Below are 14,473 nucleotides of genomic sequence, written 5' to 3' on the forward strand. Positions count from 1 at the left end.
TTTAACTATGAAGAGAACTTTTGAAGTAGAACCATGGAATGTTGTGACTCATACTTTCAAAAACGATTCTGAAAACAAACGGCTTCAGGAATCAATGACCAGCCTTGGAAATGGCTATATGGGAATGCGGGGATTCTTTGAAGAGGACTATAGTGGCGATACGCTACCAGGAATCTATCTTGGTGGAGTTTGGTTCCCAGATAAGACCAGAGTTGGTTGGTGGAAAAACGGTTACCCAGAGTACTTTGGTAAGGTTGTGAATGCAGTCAACTTTATTAAGATGAACTTCATGATTAATGGAGCCAAGCTTGATTTAGCTACTGATCAAATCTCTGATTTTGAATTAAACCTCGATATGAAGCAATCGTTACTTACGAGAAGTTTTGTCGTTACTAAGGGTGATGCTAAAGTTAGCTTCACATTTGAACGGTTCTTAAGTGTTGCTCAACAAGAACTTTCAGTTCAGCGAGTCACGGTTAAAAACGTTGGTAGTACTGATGCTAAAATCACCGTTGATTCAGCTATTGATGCCGATGTTTCAAACGAAGATGCAAACTACGACGAACGGTTCTGGGAAGTATTAAATACCTCTCAATCAGACGATAGTGGTTATGTAATTTCTAAGACCAAGGAGAATCCTTTTGGTACCCCTCGGTTTACTGTTGGAATGGAAATGCGGCACCATACTGATTTTGAAACCGCTAAGACTAGTCAACCTAGTGAAAAGGAAGTAGTTAACGAATTTACTGCTGACTTGAAGGCTGGCGAAACCCGCCAAATTGAAAAACGGGTAATTGTGGTCACATCACGTGATTACGATACTGATAACGAACTGACATCCGCAATGACTAAGTTAAGTGATCAAGTTTCTGGTTCATCATACGATGACTTATTTGGTGCACATGCAAAGGTTTGGGCAGACCGATGGGAAAAATCAGATGTTCAAATTGATGGTGATAACGAATCTCAACAAGGAATTCGGTTTAACCTATTCGAATTATTCTCAACCTACTATGGTGAAGATGCTCGTTTGAACATTGGTCCTAAAGGATTCACTGGGGAGAAGTATGGTGGTGCAACTTACTGGGATACTGAGGCGTTTGCGGTTCCCGTTTACCTTGGAATCACTGATCCAGAGGTTACCAGAAACTTGTTAATGTACCGTTACAAGCAACTTGATGGTGCTTACCATAACGCTAAGCAACAAGGACTTGATGGGGCATTGTTCCCAATGGTTACCTTTGATGGAATCGAATGTCATAACGAATGGGAAATCACGTTTGAAGAAATTCACAGAAATGGTGATATTGCCTTTGCAATCTTCAATTACACCAGATATACCGGTGATACCTCTTACGTTCTTAACGAAGGGGCAAAGGTTCTGACAGAAATTTCTCGTTTCTGGGCAGACCGGGTTCACTTTAGCGAACGGAATCAGAAGTATATGATTCATGGAGTTACTGGCCCTGATGAGTACGAAAACAACGTTGATAATAACTGGTACACTAATATCTTGGCTCAGTGGACGCTCAAGTACACGCTTGAGATCCTTGATCAAGTATCACCTAAGAGAGCTGAAGACTTGGCCGTTTCTGATGACGAGAAGAAGAAATGGCAAGATATTGTTGATTGGATGTACCTGCCTTATGATAAGGATTTGAACATTTTCGTTCAACATGATGGTTTCTTGGATAAGGATATTCAACCAGTTAGTTCCCTTTCAGAGGAAAAGGACCTTCCTCTTAACCAGAAGTGGTCATGGGATAAGATTCTGCGTTCGCCTTATATCAAACAAGGTGATGTTCTTCAAGGTATCTGGGACTTCATCGATGACTTTACTCCTGAACAGAAGAAGGCCAACTTCGATTTCTATGAACCATTAACAGTTCACGAATCAAGTTTGTCAGCTTCAATTCATTCAGTACTTGCTGCTGATCTTCACTACGAAGATAAGGCGGTTGAATTGTACGAACGAACTGCTCGCCTTGATTTGGATAACTATAACAATGATACGGTTGATGGTTTGCATGTTACTGCTATGACTGGTGGTTGGATTGCAGTTGTTCAAGGTTTTGCAGGGATGCGGGTCAACGATGATAAGTTACACTTCGCTCCATTCTTACCTAAGAAGTGGGATCGTTATTCATTCCGGCAAGTATTTAGGGATCGAGTAATCGAAGTTAACGTTGATAAATCGGGGGCATCATTCAAGTTGATTGATGGTGAACCAATTACAATTGATGTTGATGGAAAAGATGTTGAATTAACTAAATAATTTTTGGGGTATTCTACCCTTGAGCTAGATAGATATGAAAAATTTCATTTTTTATCTAGCTTTTTTTGATGCTCATGTACTATATCCTCTTGTTTTTGCCGCTTTCACTACTAAAATATAGGTGACAATAAGATTATGAGGGGATGAATGCATTGAGTTTTACAATTCCAGAAACAATGCGAGCATGGCAAGTTACAACACCCGGCCCAATTGATGGTGATAAAGCACCATTAGAATTAGTTGAGAAACCAGTTCCCGTTCCAAACGTAGGTGAGGTTCTCGTTCGGGTTCTTACTTGTGGAGTCTGTCACACTGACCTTCACGTTACCGAGGGGGATTTACCGGTTCATAAAAGTCACGTTACCCCGGGGCATGAAATTGTTGGGGAAGTGGTTAAGTTAGGAGAATCAGCGAACCGGTTTAAGATTGGTGATAGGATTGGAATTCCATGGCTACGCTGGACCTGTGGGGTTTGTGAATATTGTCGGTCTGGACAGGAGAATTTATGTCCAAATTCACTTTATACTGGTTGGGATCATGATGGAGGGTATGCTGAGTACGTCACCGTTCCGGAAGGGTTTGCCTATCGGATTCCGGATCAGTTTGATTCACAAACGGCTGCTCCCTTGCTTTGTGCGGGGATTATTGGTTATCGGGCATTCCTCCGAGCAAACGTTCCTGCTGGTGGGAGCCTTGGATTATATGGATTTGGTGGTTCAGCCCATATAACGGCCCAAATCGCGATTGACCAAGGGATTGAAGTTCATGTCCTGACTCGCGGTGATGACGCAAAAAGGTTTGCCTTAAAGTTGGGAGCAAAGTCTGCCGGTGGGGCTTATGATTTGCCCCCAGTTAAACTGGATTCAGCAATTATTTTTGCTCCTGTTGGTGATATTGTTCCAAAGGCGTTGGCAGGTTTGAAACCAGGTGGAACCTTGGCCCTTGCTGGGATTCATATGACTGATATTCCCCAGCTAAATTATCAGGCTGCGATTTTTCACGAAAAAAATCTGACGAGTGTTGAGAGTAATACTCGGAGTAATGGTGAAGAGTTCTTAAGGTTGGCTGATCGGTTGGATATTACACCGGAAACTACCGCGTACCCCTTTGAAAGGGCAGATGAGGCTCTTCGTTACTTATCACATGGGGATATCAAAGGCGCATGTGTCTTAAGGATTGGAGAATAGGGATTAACTACTTGGAACTATAAAAATTGTATGGCGTTGCAATATAGCTAATCATATCAAAAATAGACAATGATAATTTTCAGTTTCCTAAAAAATTATCATTGCCTTTTTGCTTGTATCCAAATATCTGCTTGTTGGTCCTAATTTTCTCTATTCCTAGACACCCTGATTCGATCCGCCAGTGGTTGCTGGAGTGGTTATGAAGTAATACAAAATCTTCTCGGCGTATCCTGGCTGACCCTTGAATTCGTTTATTTGTGATTTTAGAGTGGATAGTTTGTCGGTGATGATTGCATTGACTCCCATCGAAATCATGCTGTCCATTTGATCGGGGTCGTTCACTGTCCACGCAAATACTTGCTTGCGTTGAGAGCGGGCAGCTTCCACGAAGCTTTCGTCCAGGGTAGTCTGTTCAACGGTATATGCGTTTGCTTTACTGGTGGGGTACGTTAAACTGTACGGAATGATGTAGCTAACGTAAATTTGGGGGACCTTTTGTTTTAGTTGTTGAACTACAGAATAGGATAACGAATGAACTCTGTCATTGTTCTTGATGATTAGGGAAGAGTATCTTTTCGCAAACCTAGTTACCATTCCCTTGGAATCATCTGGTTGCGTTTTGATTTCAATCAGTAGTTTTTGATGGTGCTCTCTGGCGTATTTAAAGTATCTATCAAAACTGGGAACTTTAGCTTTATGACCGTTTTCCTTAGCTGTCAGTTTTGTTATTTGCCTTAACGTCAATTGCTTTGGTCGACGGTTTACCCCGGTTAGGTTTTTTAAGTTTGGATCATGCATTACTACAAACTGGTTGTCCTTGGTTTCTTGGATATCCATTTCAATATAGTCGGGCTTATCCTTAATAGTTCTGGCCATAGCGGGAATCGTGTTTTGAACACCGTTGCCATCATTAACTCCTCTATGAGAAATCGTTAGTGGCATTTTTCCTAGGGAATCACTTAAGAAGACAATGTTACTGGTTAAGAAGAAACCACCAGCGATAATCAAAAACAGTGTGGATAGTGATTTAAACCGCCACCTTGTGGATTCGTGGGAGCGGAAATCAACTTGAAGGGGATTGGCGAAGTATGAATTCATACCTGGAAATAGCAGGACATATCTAAATAGAACTACTAGGGTCCAAGCACTACCAATTAAGTTGATTAGTTGGACTAGGGATAAATTCAGCACTCCGAAAGTTAAGGAATATGGTTGACCAATTGAATCCCAAAACACTTGAAAGCCGTAGATGATTAAAAATGATCCGTATACAACGAATCGGGTAACTGCTGTCAACAAGGCAATTGCAATAGCTAGCCGCCAAAAATTACCATGGGAAATAGCTAAACTTTCTCTAATTGCGCGACGAACCCGTAATCTGCCAAGTATCATTAGTGGCAACACAAAGAGCATTCTAATGGCAATGTAGATGATAAGAATTGAAATTGCCATGGTTAGCAGTATCAGTAATGGTTTAGTTTGTAAAAACTCAATGATGAAGTCGGGAATTACGATTTTTCCTAACAATTTAGAGCTAAAAATCACCTGGGAAAGCGGTAGGATTAGGACGAAGTAGAAGATAAAGAAGATAACTTCCCAAATAGTTAAGTGGAACACACTTTCTAAGCTACTGCCTAATAAGTAACGTAATGAGAATGTGTGGTTTTCGATTTGCTTTATCCCTAGTAGGATGAAGGCAAATTGCCAGTAAACAGTTATTAGTAGTAAAACCAGAATTATTAGCAGAAATAATACTGCCAGCGGGTTTTTGATAATCTGCAAGGCGTTGGTATAAGAAACATAAGGGATGTCCAACAGAGATAGAACGTATCCTGTTAGCCACTTAAAGCCAACTATTAAAACAGCCAAAAGGGCGTTCATTGATATCAATAAAATCATGTATTGTGAAAATCTTTTTTTAAACGCACCAGTAGCTTGGAATAATGCAGCAAACATTGAGACTCCCCCTTAGTCACTAGATAATAACTCTAGATTGTCATTGTATTGCCTGGTAGTCAAATATTGTGTGTTCTTGAAGACAAAAAAACACCACCATAAAGGTGATGTTTTTGGTTTGTATTTACTTCAATACTTGGAAACGATCTGAATCGTCCATGAAATCCTTGTCACCGGCACCGGCTTCAATTGAACCAAAGTCTAATTGAGCACGGAGTTTCCAGTTATCAGGAACGTTGAACGCATCCTTTACAAGGTCATCAATGATTGGGTTGTAATGTTGAAGGTTAGCACCAATACCGTTTTCAGCCAATGAAGTCCAAACAGCATATTGAGCGTTACCTTGAGCTTGTTCTGACCAGTCTTGGAAGTTGTCAGCATACAAAGCAAAGTCGTTTTCAAATTGGTGAACAACGCTCATATCAGTGTAGAACAACACTGTACCGAAAGCAGCCTTGAAGCCGTTAATCTTTGCAAGTGTCTTTTGGTAAGCTTCCTCACTAGGAACTTCTGACTTAAGACGGTCAGCAACGATGTCCCAAAGCTTTTCGTGGTTGTCACCGAATAGGATGATGGCACGAGTAGTTTGGTTGTTGAATGGGGTTGGGGCCCACTTGATGTTTTCCTTGATCAAGTCAGCAATCTCATCTTGGCTTTGGCTAACGTTACGACCTAGAGCGTAAATTGAGCGACGGTTCTTTGATAAGTCTAAAAATTGTTCCTTCATTTGGGATACCTCACTTAAAGTTTTAGATTTTAGTATTTCAATCAATAAATATTATTATACCAATTACTTTTTGTAAGTAAAGTTTTTTGACCAAAAAAGTTATCTTTTTTTGTTATTTTATAATCTCTTTAGATTTCGGTCGATTTATAAAACTAATTAATTGACTATCATGACCGTTTCCAAAATACTTATGGTAACAATTGAAGGGGAGGCAAAATGATGAGTTTAAAAATAGTAGTAATTGGTGCGACAGGAATGGCTGGAAGCGCGATTACCAAAGATGCTAGCAAACGGGGAATCGACGTCACGGCGTTAGTTAGGAATGTTGATAAAGCTAAGCAGATGTTTGGGGATGACGTAACGTACCTAAAAATGGATGCATTTGACCTAACGTTTGATGATATTAAAGATTTTGATGTTGTGGTGGATGCATTTGCCCCGGGTAATCAAGATTTAGCCCATCTCCACTTGGAATTGGCAGAAAAGTTAGTTGACCTAGTTAAGGGCAACAATAAGCCACGGCTAGCATTTATTTTAGGCGCAGCTAGTCTAAGTGTTGGTGGTGGTAAAATTTTGCTGGACAATCTACTACAGATGCCTGGCCATGATGATTGGATTGCCACGCCAAAGGCTCAAGTGGAGGAGTACCGAATGTTGCTGGATTCTGAAGGAGTAAATTGGGTTGCGGTTTCTCCGAGCGGTACTTTCAAACCAGGAGCTTTGACTGAGTTCCGACTTGGTAGTAATACCATGTTGAAAAATAGCCAAGGTAACTCAATTGTCTACAGTGAAACCCTTGCAAAAGCGCTAGTTGATGAGATTGAAAATCCAACTCACAAAAACGAAAGATTTACAGTTGTGGGTGAGGAATAAGAACACAGTAAATAAAATAAACCCCTGATTAGTAGGACGGAAGGCATGCGAAGGTGCTTTCCGAACCCACTTATCAGGGGTTTTCTATTGTAATAATTAATTAACTTTCTTTATGTTCTTCCTTATAGAGCTTAACGTTGCCATCGGCAATCTTTGCTACCATGTCAAACTCGGGGTCGTTTTCAATTTGGCCGAATCCGATAGCCGTAACGTCGCCCTCTTTTTCAAACGACTTCATCCGCTGACTCATAAACAGGTGAATGTCGTCACTGTCATGCATGTAATCTTGCAGGTCTTCCTCTGCCTTGGCAAGGGTATATCCTTGATCCATTTTATCTTTGATAAAGATAATTGCAGCGATATTTTTCAGTGTGTAACGCTTATTCGTTCCGTTACCGTATCTCATTGACTTAATGATGCCCTTTTTTTCCCAATAGCGAATCTGGGTTGAGGTTGCGCCAGTCACCCGGCTAGTCTCACCCATCCCCAGAGAAATGTTTAGGGAACGGAGCTTTTTTACAAATCCATCCATAATTGGCCTCCTTTGGCCTCTTTGCTCTTGACATAGTATAAACTAAAGTATAACATTATGCAATGTTGTTATCACATTATGTGATATGGATGTTTGCAATTATATTAATTAAGGTAGGCATTAGAGATGGAAAGAAGAGATACAAACGGTCAACCAATTAATATTCCGATGATGGTTATCACTATCGTTGTCGGGGTGTTTATTACGGTGTTGAACCAAACGATTTTGGCAACGGCATTTCCAACATTAATGGATGCCTTCAATATTTCAACTGCCACGGTTCAATGGTTAACCACTGGATTTATGATGGTTAACGGGATTATGATTCCCGTTTCAGCATATTTGAGTGGTAAGATCCCAACGAAGTGGTTGTACATTACTGCAATGGCAACATTCTTGGTTGGAACAATTATTGCATATGTAGCAAATAGTTTTGGAATGCTACTTGCTGGCCGACTAGTCCAAGCCTTAGGGGTTGGAGTTACGATGCCGTTACTTCAAAACATTATGCTGACGATTTTCCCACCTGAAAAGCGGGGAGCAGCAATGGGAATTACTGGAATTGCAGTTGGGGTTGCTCCTGCAATTGGCCCAACTTTGTCCGGTTATATTATTGATAATTTTGGTTGGCGGACACTGTTTGGCATGCTGATTCCAATTATCATCATTGTGCTGTTATTGGCGCTTAAGTATGTTAAGAACGTGCTGCCAATGACTGATCCTTCAATGGATATTATTTCGTTGATTGAATCAACCGTTGGATTTGGATCCCTACTTTATGGATTTTCTGAGGTTGGAAACAAAGGCTGGACTGATCCGGTCGTTCTCTGGTCGATTGGAATCGGAATTGTAGTTATCGCATTATTTGGAATCCGCCAATTCAAACTCGAGAACCCATTCCTTCAAGTTCGCGTTTTTGAAAACAAAATTTTTACGTTATCAACTGTATTGGCTTCGATTGCGAACATGGCCATGGTTGGAGCTGGAATGATTATTCCCCTCTATCTCCAAATTATTCACGGTAAGTCAGCGTTTGAATCTGGGCTAACTCTGCTACCAGGGGCCCTTTTGATTGGTCTGATGAGCCCAATTACGGGTGTTGTGTTTGATAGAATTGGTGCAAAACGGTTAGCCATTCTTGGTTTGTTTATTTTGACGATGGGAACTTTACCATTCGCATTTATTACTCAAGACATGCCAACGATTTTCATTACCGTTATTTATGCCGTGCGGATGTTTGGTATTTCAATTGTGATGATGCCAATTACAACAAACGGAATGAACGCTTTAGCCCCACGGATGATTCCTCATGGAACCGCGGCGAATAACACGATTCGTCAGATTGCATCGTCAGTTACGACTGCCGTTATGGTTTCCGTTTTGACGAACGTGACGGATCAAAGTAAGCCAGCTCATAGCTTAATTCATAGTAATCCACTCAAATATAAGAACGATTTCTTTAACGCTACTCTCAATGGTTATCACGCTGCGTTTTGGATTGCTGTTGGATTTAGTTTGGTAGGTTGGCTATTGGCATTCTTCCTTAACAAGAAGCCAATTAGAAGCAAAAGTAACTTAGATGAGGAGGCAAAATAATGATTCTATGGATTTTGGGGATTAGTACGGTTTGTCTCTACTTAAGTTTTATTTTGATGAAGGATTCTTGGTTGAGATATGTTCTGGTGATTATTACTGGTGGGGTAATGCTGAGCTCTTTGGGATTTATTATCGTTCATGATAATCAACACGTTGGGATGCATAAGCAGACGACTGAGCGTCATTACCAAGTTTATCCAGCTTCCGGCAACAAGGCTTTGTCAATGATGCTGTATAAGCAAATTGGGACAAGTAAGGATGCTAGAGTGTATATTTATAAGACCAATCCCAAGGATAAGGTTACGCACACTACAGCTAACTATGATGTCAAAAACACGGTTAAACGAGTATCATCTGGTTCCGCTGAATTGCGGGTAAAGAAAACTGTTTGGGTTTATAACAACGGTATGATCAAGTCTCTGTTTTCTGGTAAGGAAAATCATAAATTGATCAAGCAAACCAATGAGTTTGAGATTCCTAACTCATGGCAGGTACTAAGTACTGATCAAGCCAAGGCTCTTGGTAAAAAGCTGAAAGCAGCCGCTAAGCAGTCACCGGCCCAAAAAGCAATGCTAAAACAACTAGTTCAGAAGCAGGTAATGGCAGCCCGGATGAAGAATCCAAAGATGACTGCAAGTCAGCAAAAGCATCTGATCAGTCAAATCAAAGCTAAAATTCAGCAGGAAGCAATTAAAAAAGCAATCGATGAAATCAAGTAAAAGATAATGGTTCTCAGTTCTGCTGGTTTCTGTGTGTTGTAAAGATTTGGATAAAAGTAAAAATGCGACGATAATTTTCATGAAAATGAAATTATCATCGCATTTTTTGATGTGATTAATTATGTCCCAGCTGCCTGTTCTAGCTACTTAGTTGTTTTCTAGTTTTTCTAACAGCCAACTGTAACTCTGATCAATATTGGTCATGCGTAAATGCACCAGTAACTTCTTCGCTAGCCTTAGCAACGACTTTGGTTAATAACTCCTTAGTGGTTGCCAGGATATTATCAGCGGTTTCTTGGTTTGCGGTTTCTAATTCAGTTTGCAAGTCGGCGCCTGATAAATTAGCTACCTTGGAATCTGTTTGACTGATTCGCAGATGGCCATAGCCAAGGGTTTTCTCTTGGTAGTCTTCGATGTCACCAATCAGAGTGTGAAAATGGTCATTGGCGATCAGGCCAATCAGTTTATTAAGCCAGTATGCATTGTTACTGTCAACGGTTGGTTTCCCATTCTGATAATCGCTTGGAGTATCGTTTACATTTGCGTAAAACGGCACGATGGTATTGAATGGGTTGGTACCAAGAGCAAGCCAGTGAATTGCTGCTGATTCAGCTGGGGCGTAAGGGCGAATCTGCAATAATGACAGCTCTTGATTTCGATTAAAACCAATTGGCCGGTACTTCTTCCCCTCAGTGGCAGTTGGGGCAAATGGATCGTAGTTTGTTTCTTGATAATGGGAACTAAGGGCAAACTTGATATCTTCAATCGTAATTTTGCGGTTTGCGTGACAAATAAATGGGAGCTCGTCGCTAATTGGCTCTTTGTCCTTTATTGATTCAGGGTCAAAGTAGCCCTGAACATACCAAGCCCGTGGGGTATTGTAATGGTGATCAAGTGGTGAGTGGGAGCCGAAAATTTCCCGGAAATTGAAGCCACTATTTAGGTTAAGGTGATTCTTCTCAACAAATTCTCTCAGGTCATCAGCAAACATAAAGTTGTTTGGATCATTGAAGTCGACTTCCTGAATTCCGGTCTGATTAGGGGCTACCACATAGGCATCATCAGGGACTCTTTGAGCAACCCAGTGGTGACCACCAGCTGTTTCTAGGTACCAAACTTCATCAACGTCTGAGAAGATAATTCCGTTTGATTCGTATGTACCGTATTGCTTTAGAAGTTCGCCGACCCGGGCTACTCCTTCTCTGGCTGAGCTAACGTAAGGTAGGGTAATGGTTAGCAAATCTTCTTCACCAAAGCCGTCCTTTACCAAGGGGTCTGCTCCAAGAATTCTTGGATTGGTGGTAATGGTTTCCGTTGCACTCATTGCGACGTTTTTACTGTTGATTCCAGCTTCACCCCAAACACCGTCGTCTTCAACATCCGGTAATGACGTGTATCGCAGCGGGTTGTCGGGTAATTTAACAGAAAACTTGCTAAGCTTAGCATGATAATCTTGTGGCTGGTCTTCTGGTTTAACAACCTTAAAATTCTTAGGGTTGATTGGCCCACCAGCGTCTTCGTTTCTGGCAATTAGTGTTGAGCCGTCGTAACTTGCGTTTTTACCTACGAGGATCGTAGTACATGAACTATGTTGTGATAAAGTCATAAAAAAGCCTCCCTGTTGTTACCAATAATTGTACAACTGGAAGACCCTATTTTATTGATTTTTTGAAATTTAGTTGGTTAAATATTTCGCTCGTAGTTGTTTAATCATCTTGGGGGTGATTTTTAGCTTATGCTCGATAAAACCAGTGAGCGAATTTGACTGTTTCTTTGCGGACTTAATACTGGTGTTTAGATAACTCACTTTTACCAGAAGAGTGTTCTTGATGTTAGCTTTTTGAATGCTTGAGTAACCTAATCTTTTTAGATTATTTAGGTGAGCCACATTATACTTGTGACGGTATTTATTGGATAACAAGTAGTCTTTAGTAATTGTCTTTGAGGGAACTCCGAGGGCAGTTAGAATCAAGGCAGCCCCAAAACCTGTTCGATCTTTACCAGCGCTACAATGAAATAAAACTGCGCTGTTTTTGGGAGCGGCCAATAGAGTTTTAAAAAGTTTCCGGTAAGCGGCCTGACCGTTTTTGGTAGTAAAGTGACGGTATAAGTAGTGTTGGGCAGTAGCTCCCTTAGTAAGTTTAGCCAAATTATAACGGGTATAGTCAGCGTTGTTGATGACTGGGGCCTTAATTAGTTTGACACCCTTGATGTGTTTGTCCGGAGCTTTGGCAATTTCTTGTGGAGACCTTAAATCAACGATGTATTTCAAATGGTACTTAGTCTTTAGCTTTTGAGCGTCACCTGTAGTGATATTGCTAAGCTTTGACGATCTAATAATTAAGCCAGTCTTTAGTTTGCGGTTTCCGGGAACCCGATAATTTTGAAAATCCCTAACGTTGTCAGCTCCCGTTAGAGTGATCTTAGCAGCACTGATTGGTCGGCTACATACTAATAGACAAAGACCAGCTAAACTCCCCACTAGTAAGTTGCGCAGTTTCATATAACTTTCCCCCAAAAGTAATTTATCACCGCTATTTTACCCTAATAGCTCTGGTATTAACAAAGATTATCCTTCGTCGTGTAATTTGTTGGTTATCCAAAAATACCCGATTGATGCAATGCATGCCACACCAAAACAGGTTGTCGCCATTAAATTAAAACTTTCGTATGTAGCAAAAAGTCCACCTAAAATGGGTAGCATTTCAAATGTAATCTCAACTATGTTATTCAAATTAGGTCACCACCAATGTTTATTTGTTGAAGTTATTTTAGCGGTGGGACCTAAAGGCTGACTTAAAATGCGTTACCTCCGATTCATATATTTATAGATGATGAATAAGACGATAGCAACTAGGATGGCAATTCCCAGAATTGGCTGCTCTCTAAACAGTAGGTGGAAAAAGAGGAAGCGGTGAAGGCCGTGCATTCTTGGAAATAATGTTATAAATGAGTTCATATATTGACCAACTTTCGAGTATACTATACTCATATTGTAAAACATTTCGAGGTAAAAGAATGCAAGTTGATTGGGGTTTAATTTTTCAAATAGTTGTAGCAGTCAATGCTCTGCTTGCGATTCTCACTGTTTTTAGAGAGAAACGAGATATTGCGGCAATTTGGGCATGGCTATTAGTGCTCGTTTTTATACCGGTATTAGGGTTCATCATGTATGCCTTTGTTGGCCGAAAACTACCTAAAAACCGGTTGTTCAAATTACATTCGCACGTGCAGATGCAATTGGATGAACGACTTGAGGAACAACGGGCTCAGCTTGGAAGTGAAGAGCGGACGGCTTCTGATGTTATTTCGCGACGGGCCATTAGTGCGGTTAACATGTTTATGACAACTAGTCATTCGTTTTTGGCGCGGCAAAATAAGGTCCATATTTTCACCGATGGTAAGGAACTGTTTCATCGGGTTATCGAAGATATTGAAGGGGCCAAAAAGAGTATCCATATCGAGTTCTATACCTTCTATTCTGATAAAATCGGTAACGAAATCCTTGATTTGCTAGTCAAGAAGGCTAAGCAGGGAGTCGAGGTCCGGGTGATTTATGACTCTTGGGGATCGATGGGAACTACCAGGAAGTTTTTTAAACCACTAACTGATGCTGGTGGTCACGTTTATCCTTTCTTGAACACTAGATCCGTTATTGTGGATTTCCGTTTAAACTTTCGTGATCATAGAAAGATTATTGTTATTGATGGTGTGATTGGCTATACCGGTGGGTTTAATATTGGTGACCAATACCTTGGCCGTAAAAAGAAGTTTGGCCCATGGCGAGATACTCATATGAGAATCATTGGGTCGGCGGTTTTCGGTTTGCAGGCTCGGTTTGTGTTAGATTGGAATGCAACTAGTCCGCAGGATCAGATTGATGAGGAGAAGGTTGATGCTAAGTACTTCCCAGTCACAACGACTAAGGGAATGGTCAACATGCAGATTGTTTCAAGCGGACCAGATTCTGATCTCCAGCAGATTAAGATGGGGTATATCAAACTAATTACGTTGGCTAGGGATTACTGTTACATCCAGTCCCCATACTTGATTCCTGATGATTCAGTTCTCGATGCGCTGAGAATTGCTGCTTCGTCGGGGGTAGATGTGCGGGTCATGATTCCATCGATGCCGGATCATCCGTTTGTTTATCGAGCAACCCAATACTATGCCCGCCAGTTGGCTGAAGAAGGGATTAAAATCTATTTTTACGACAAAGGATTCATGCATGCCAAGACAATGGTGATTGATGATAGCATGGCTTCCGTCGGTTCAGCAAATATGGATTATCGGAGTTTCAAACTGAACTTTGAAATCAACTCATTTATTTATGACGAAAAGGTGTCCAAGGAACTTAAGCAAATCTACTTGAATGACATAAACGATAGTACCTTAATGACACCAGAGGACTTTGAGAAACAATCAAGGTGGCTTAAATTCAAGCAGACTTTCTCCAGATTATTGTCACCAATTTTATAAGTCTTGAATTTACAATTTAAGTGCAACAGTGACTAAAAAAAGGACCCATAGCTGGATTCCTGTAAAATGATGTTTGCGAAAACAATCATGAAAGGAATCTAGCTATGAGCCACTACAAGCATCTTACCA

The 14,473-nt window shown here is 40.8% G+C and carries 11 protein-coding genes; 6 read left to right on the plus strand and 5 right to left on the minus strand.

Features of this window, described 5'->3' with window-relative positions:
- Nucleotides 1-7 precede the first annotated feature (7 nt).
- Entirely contained in the window at nt 8-2,275 is a 2,268-nt protein-coding gene (locus QOW94_RS08255; protein WP_283679902.1) for a glycoside hydrolase family 65 protein, read from the plus strand.
- Nucleotides 2,276-2,451: 176 nt separating this feature from the next.
- A complete protein-coding gene (locus QOW94_RS08260) occupies nt 2,452-3,462 on the plus strand; it encodes a zinc-dependent alcohol dehydrogenase family protein (RefSeq protein WP_502867261.1) in 1,011 nt (336 codons plus the stop codon).
- A 156-nt stretch (nt 3,463-3,618) separates the two neighbouring features.
- On the opposite strand, the gene QOW94_RS08265 is transcribed toward QOW94_RS08260, so the two are convergent.
- On the minus strand, nt 3,619-5,418 hold the full coding sequence (locus QOW94_RS08265) for a glycerophosphoryl diester phosphodiesterase membrane domain-containing protein (protein WP_283679904.1): 1,800 nt from the start codon (nt 5,416-5,418) through the stop codon (nt 3,619-3,621).
- A 124-nt stretch (nt 5,419-5,542) separates the two neighbouring features.
- On the minus strand, nt 5,543-6,145 hold the full coding sequence (locus QOW94_RS08270; protein WP_283679905.1) for a nitroreductase family protein: 603 nt from the start codon (nt 6,143-6,145) through the stop codon (nt 5,543-5,545).
- A gap of 219 nt (nt 6,146-6,364) precedes the next feature.
- On the opposite strand from QOW94_RS08270, the gene QOW94_RS08275 reads away from it, so the two are divergent.
- Nucleotides 6,365-7,018, plus strand: a complete 654-nt coding sequence (locus QOW94_RS08275) for an NAD(P)-dependent oxidoreductase (RefSeq protein ID WP_283679906.1) — start codon at nt 6,365-6,367, stop codon at nt 7,016-7,018.
- A 100-nt stretch (nt 7,019-7,118) separates the two neighbouring features.
- On the opposite strand, the gene QOW94_RS08280 is transcribed toward QOW94_RS08275, so the two are convergent.
- Nucleotides 7,119-7,550 (minus strand): MerR family transcriptional regulator, encoded by a 432-nt coding sequence (locus tag QOW94_RS08280; RefSeq protein WP_283679907.1) that lies wholly within the window; start codon nt 7,548-7,550, stop codon nt 7,119-7,121.
- A 126-nt stretch (nt 7,551-7,676) separates the two neighbouring features.
- Between QOW94_RS08280 and QOW94_RS08285 the strand changes: the two genes are divergently transcribed.
- Entirely contained in the window at nt 7,677-9,146 is a 1,470-nt protein-coding gene (locus tag QOW94_RS08285) for an MDR family MFS transporter (protein ID WP_283679908.1), read from the plus strand.
- Nucleotides 9,146-9,865, plus strand: coding sequence for a DUF4811 domain-containing protein (locus tag QOW94_RS08290; protein ID WP_283679909.1), 720 nt, complete (start codon nt 9,146-9,148; stop codon nt 9,863-9,865). Before QOW94_RS08285 ends, QOW94_RS08290 begins: the two co-directional genes overlap by 1 nt.
- 190 nt (nt 9,866-10,055) lie before the next feature.
- On the opposite strand, the gene QOW94_RS08295 is transcribed toward QOW94_RS08290, so the two are convergent.
- Both QOW94_RS08295 and QOW94_RS08300 read right to left on the minus strand, forming a co-directional pair.
- Nucleotides 10,056-11,471, minus strand: a complete 1,416-nt coding sequence (locus QOW94_RS08295) for a C69 family dipeptidase (RefSeq protein WP_283679910.1) — start codon at nt 11,469-11,471, stop codon at nt 10,056-10,058.
- 69 nt (nt 11,472-11,540) lie between these two features.
- Nucleotides 11,541-12,368: a tyrosine-protein phosphatase gene (locus tag QOW94_RS08300; protein ID WP_283679911.1), complete on the minus strand. Its 828-nt coding sequence runs from the start codon at nt 12,366-12,368 to the stop codon at nt 11,541-11,543.
- A gap of 515 nt (nt 12,369-12,883) precedes the next feature.
- On the opposite strand from QOW94_RS08300, the gene cls reads away from it, so the two are divergent.
- The gene (gene cls, locus QOW94_RS08305) at nt 12,884-14,344 is read left to right on the plus strand and encodes a cardiolipin synthase (RefSeq protein WP_283679912.1); all 1,461 of its coding nucleotides are present in this window, start codon (nt 12,884-12,886) and stop codon (nt 14,342-14,344) included.
- Nucleotides 14,345-14,473 lie beyond the last annotated feature (129 nt).

Source organism: Lentilactobacillus sp. Marseille-Q4993, assembly GCF_951230165.1.
In the GTDB taxonomy this organism is placed as follows: Bacteria; Bacillota; Bacilli; order Lactobacillales; family Lactobacillaceae; genus Lentilactobacillus.

What these genes read in the sequence shown, in the direction of transcription:
- QOW94_RS08255 (WP_283679902.1), top strand. Translation starts at nt 8, where the DNA reads ATGAAGAGAACTTTTGAAGTAGAACCATGGAATGTTGTGACTCATACT.
- QOW94_RS08260 (WP_502867261.1), top strand. Translation starts at nt 2,452, where the DNA reads ATGCGAGCATGGCAAGTTACAACACCCGGCCCAATTGATGGTGATAAA.
- QOW94_RS08295 (WP_283679910.1), bottom strand. Translation starts at nt 11,471, where the DNA reads ATGACTTTATCACAACATAGTTCATGTACTACGATCCTCGTAGGTAAA.
- QOW94_RS08290 (WP_283679909.1), top strand. Translation starts at nt 9,146, where the DNA reads ATGATTCTATGGATTTTGGGGATTAGTACGGTTTGTCTCTACTTAAGT.
- QOW94_RS08270 (WP_283679905.1), bottom strand. Translation starts at nt 6,145, where the DNA reads ATGAAGGAACAATTTTTAGACTTATCAAAGAACCGTCGCTCAATTTAC.
- QOW94_RS08280 (WP_283679907.1), bottom strand. Translation starts at nt 7,550, where the DNA reads ATGGATGGATTTGTAAAAAAGCTCCGTTCCCTAAACATTTCTCTGGGG.
- cls (WP_283679912.1), top strand. Translation starts at nt 12,884, where the DNA reads ATGCAAGTTGATTGGGGTTTAATTTTTCAAATAGTTGTAGCAGTCAAT.
- QOW94_RS08265 (WP_283679904.1), bottom strand. Translation starts at nt 5,418, where the DNA reads ATGTTTGCTGCATTATTCCAAGCTACTGGTGCGTTTAAAAAAAGATTT.
- QOW94_RS08275 (WP_283679906.1), top strand. Translation starts at nt 6,365, where the DNA reads ATGAGTTTAAAAATAGTAGTAATTGGTGCGACAGGAATGGCTGGAAGC.
- QOW94_RS08300 (WP_283679911.1), bottom strand. Translation starts at nt 12,368, where the DNA reads ATGAAACTGCGCAACTTACTAGTGGGGAGTTTAGCTGGTCTTTGTCTA.
- QOW94_RS08285 (WP_283679908.1), top strand. Translation starts at nt 7,677, where the DNA reads ATGGAAAGAAGAGATACAAACGGTCAACCAATTAATATTCCGATGATG.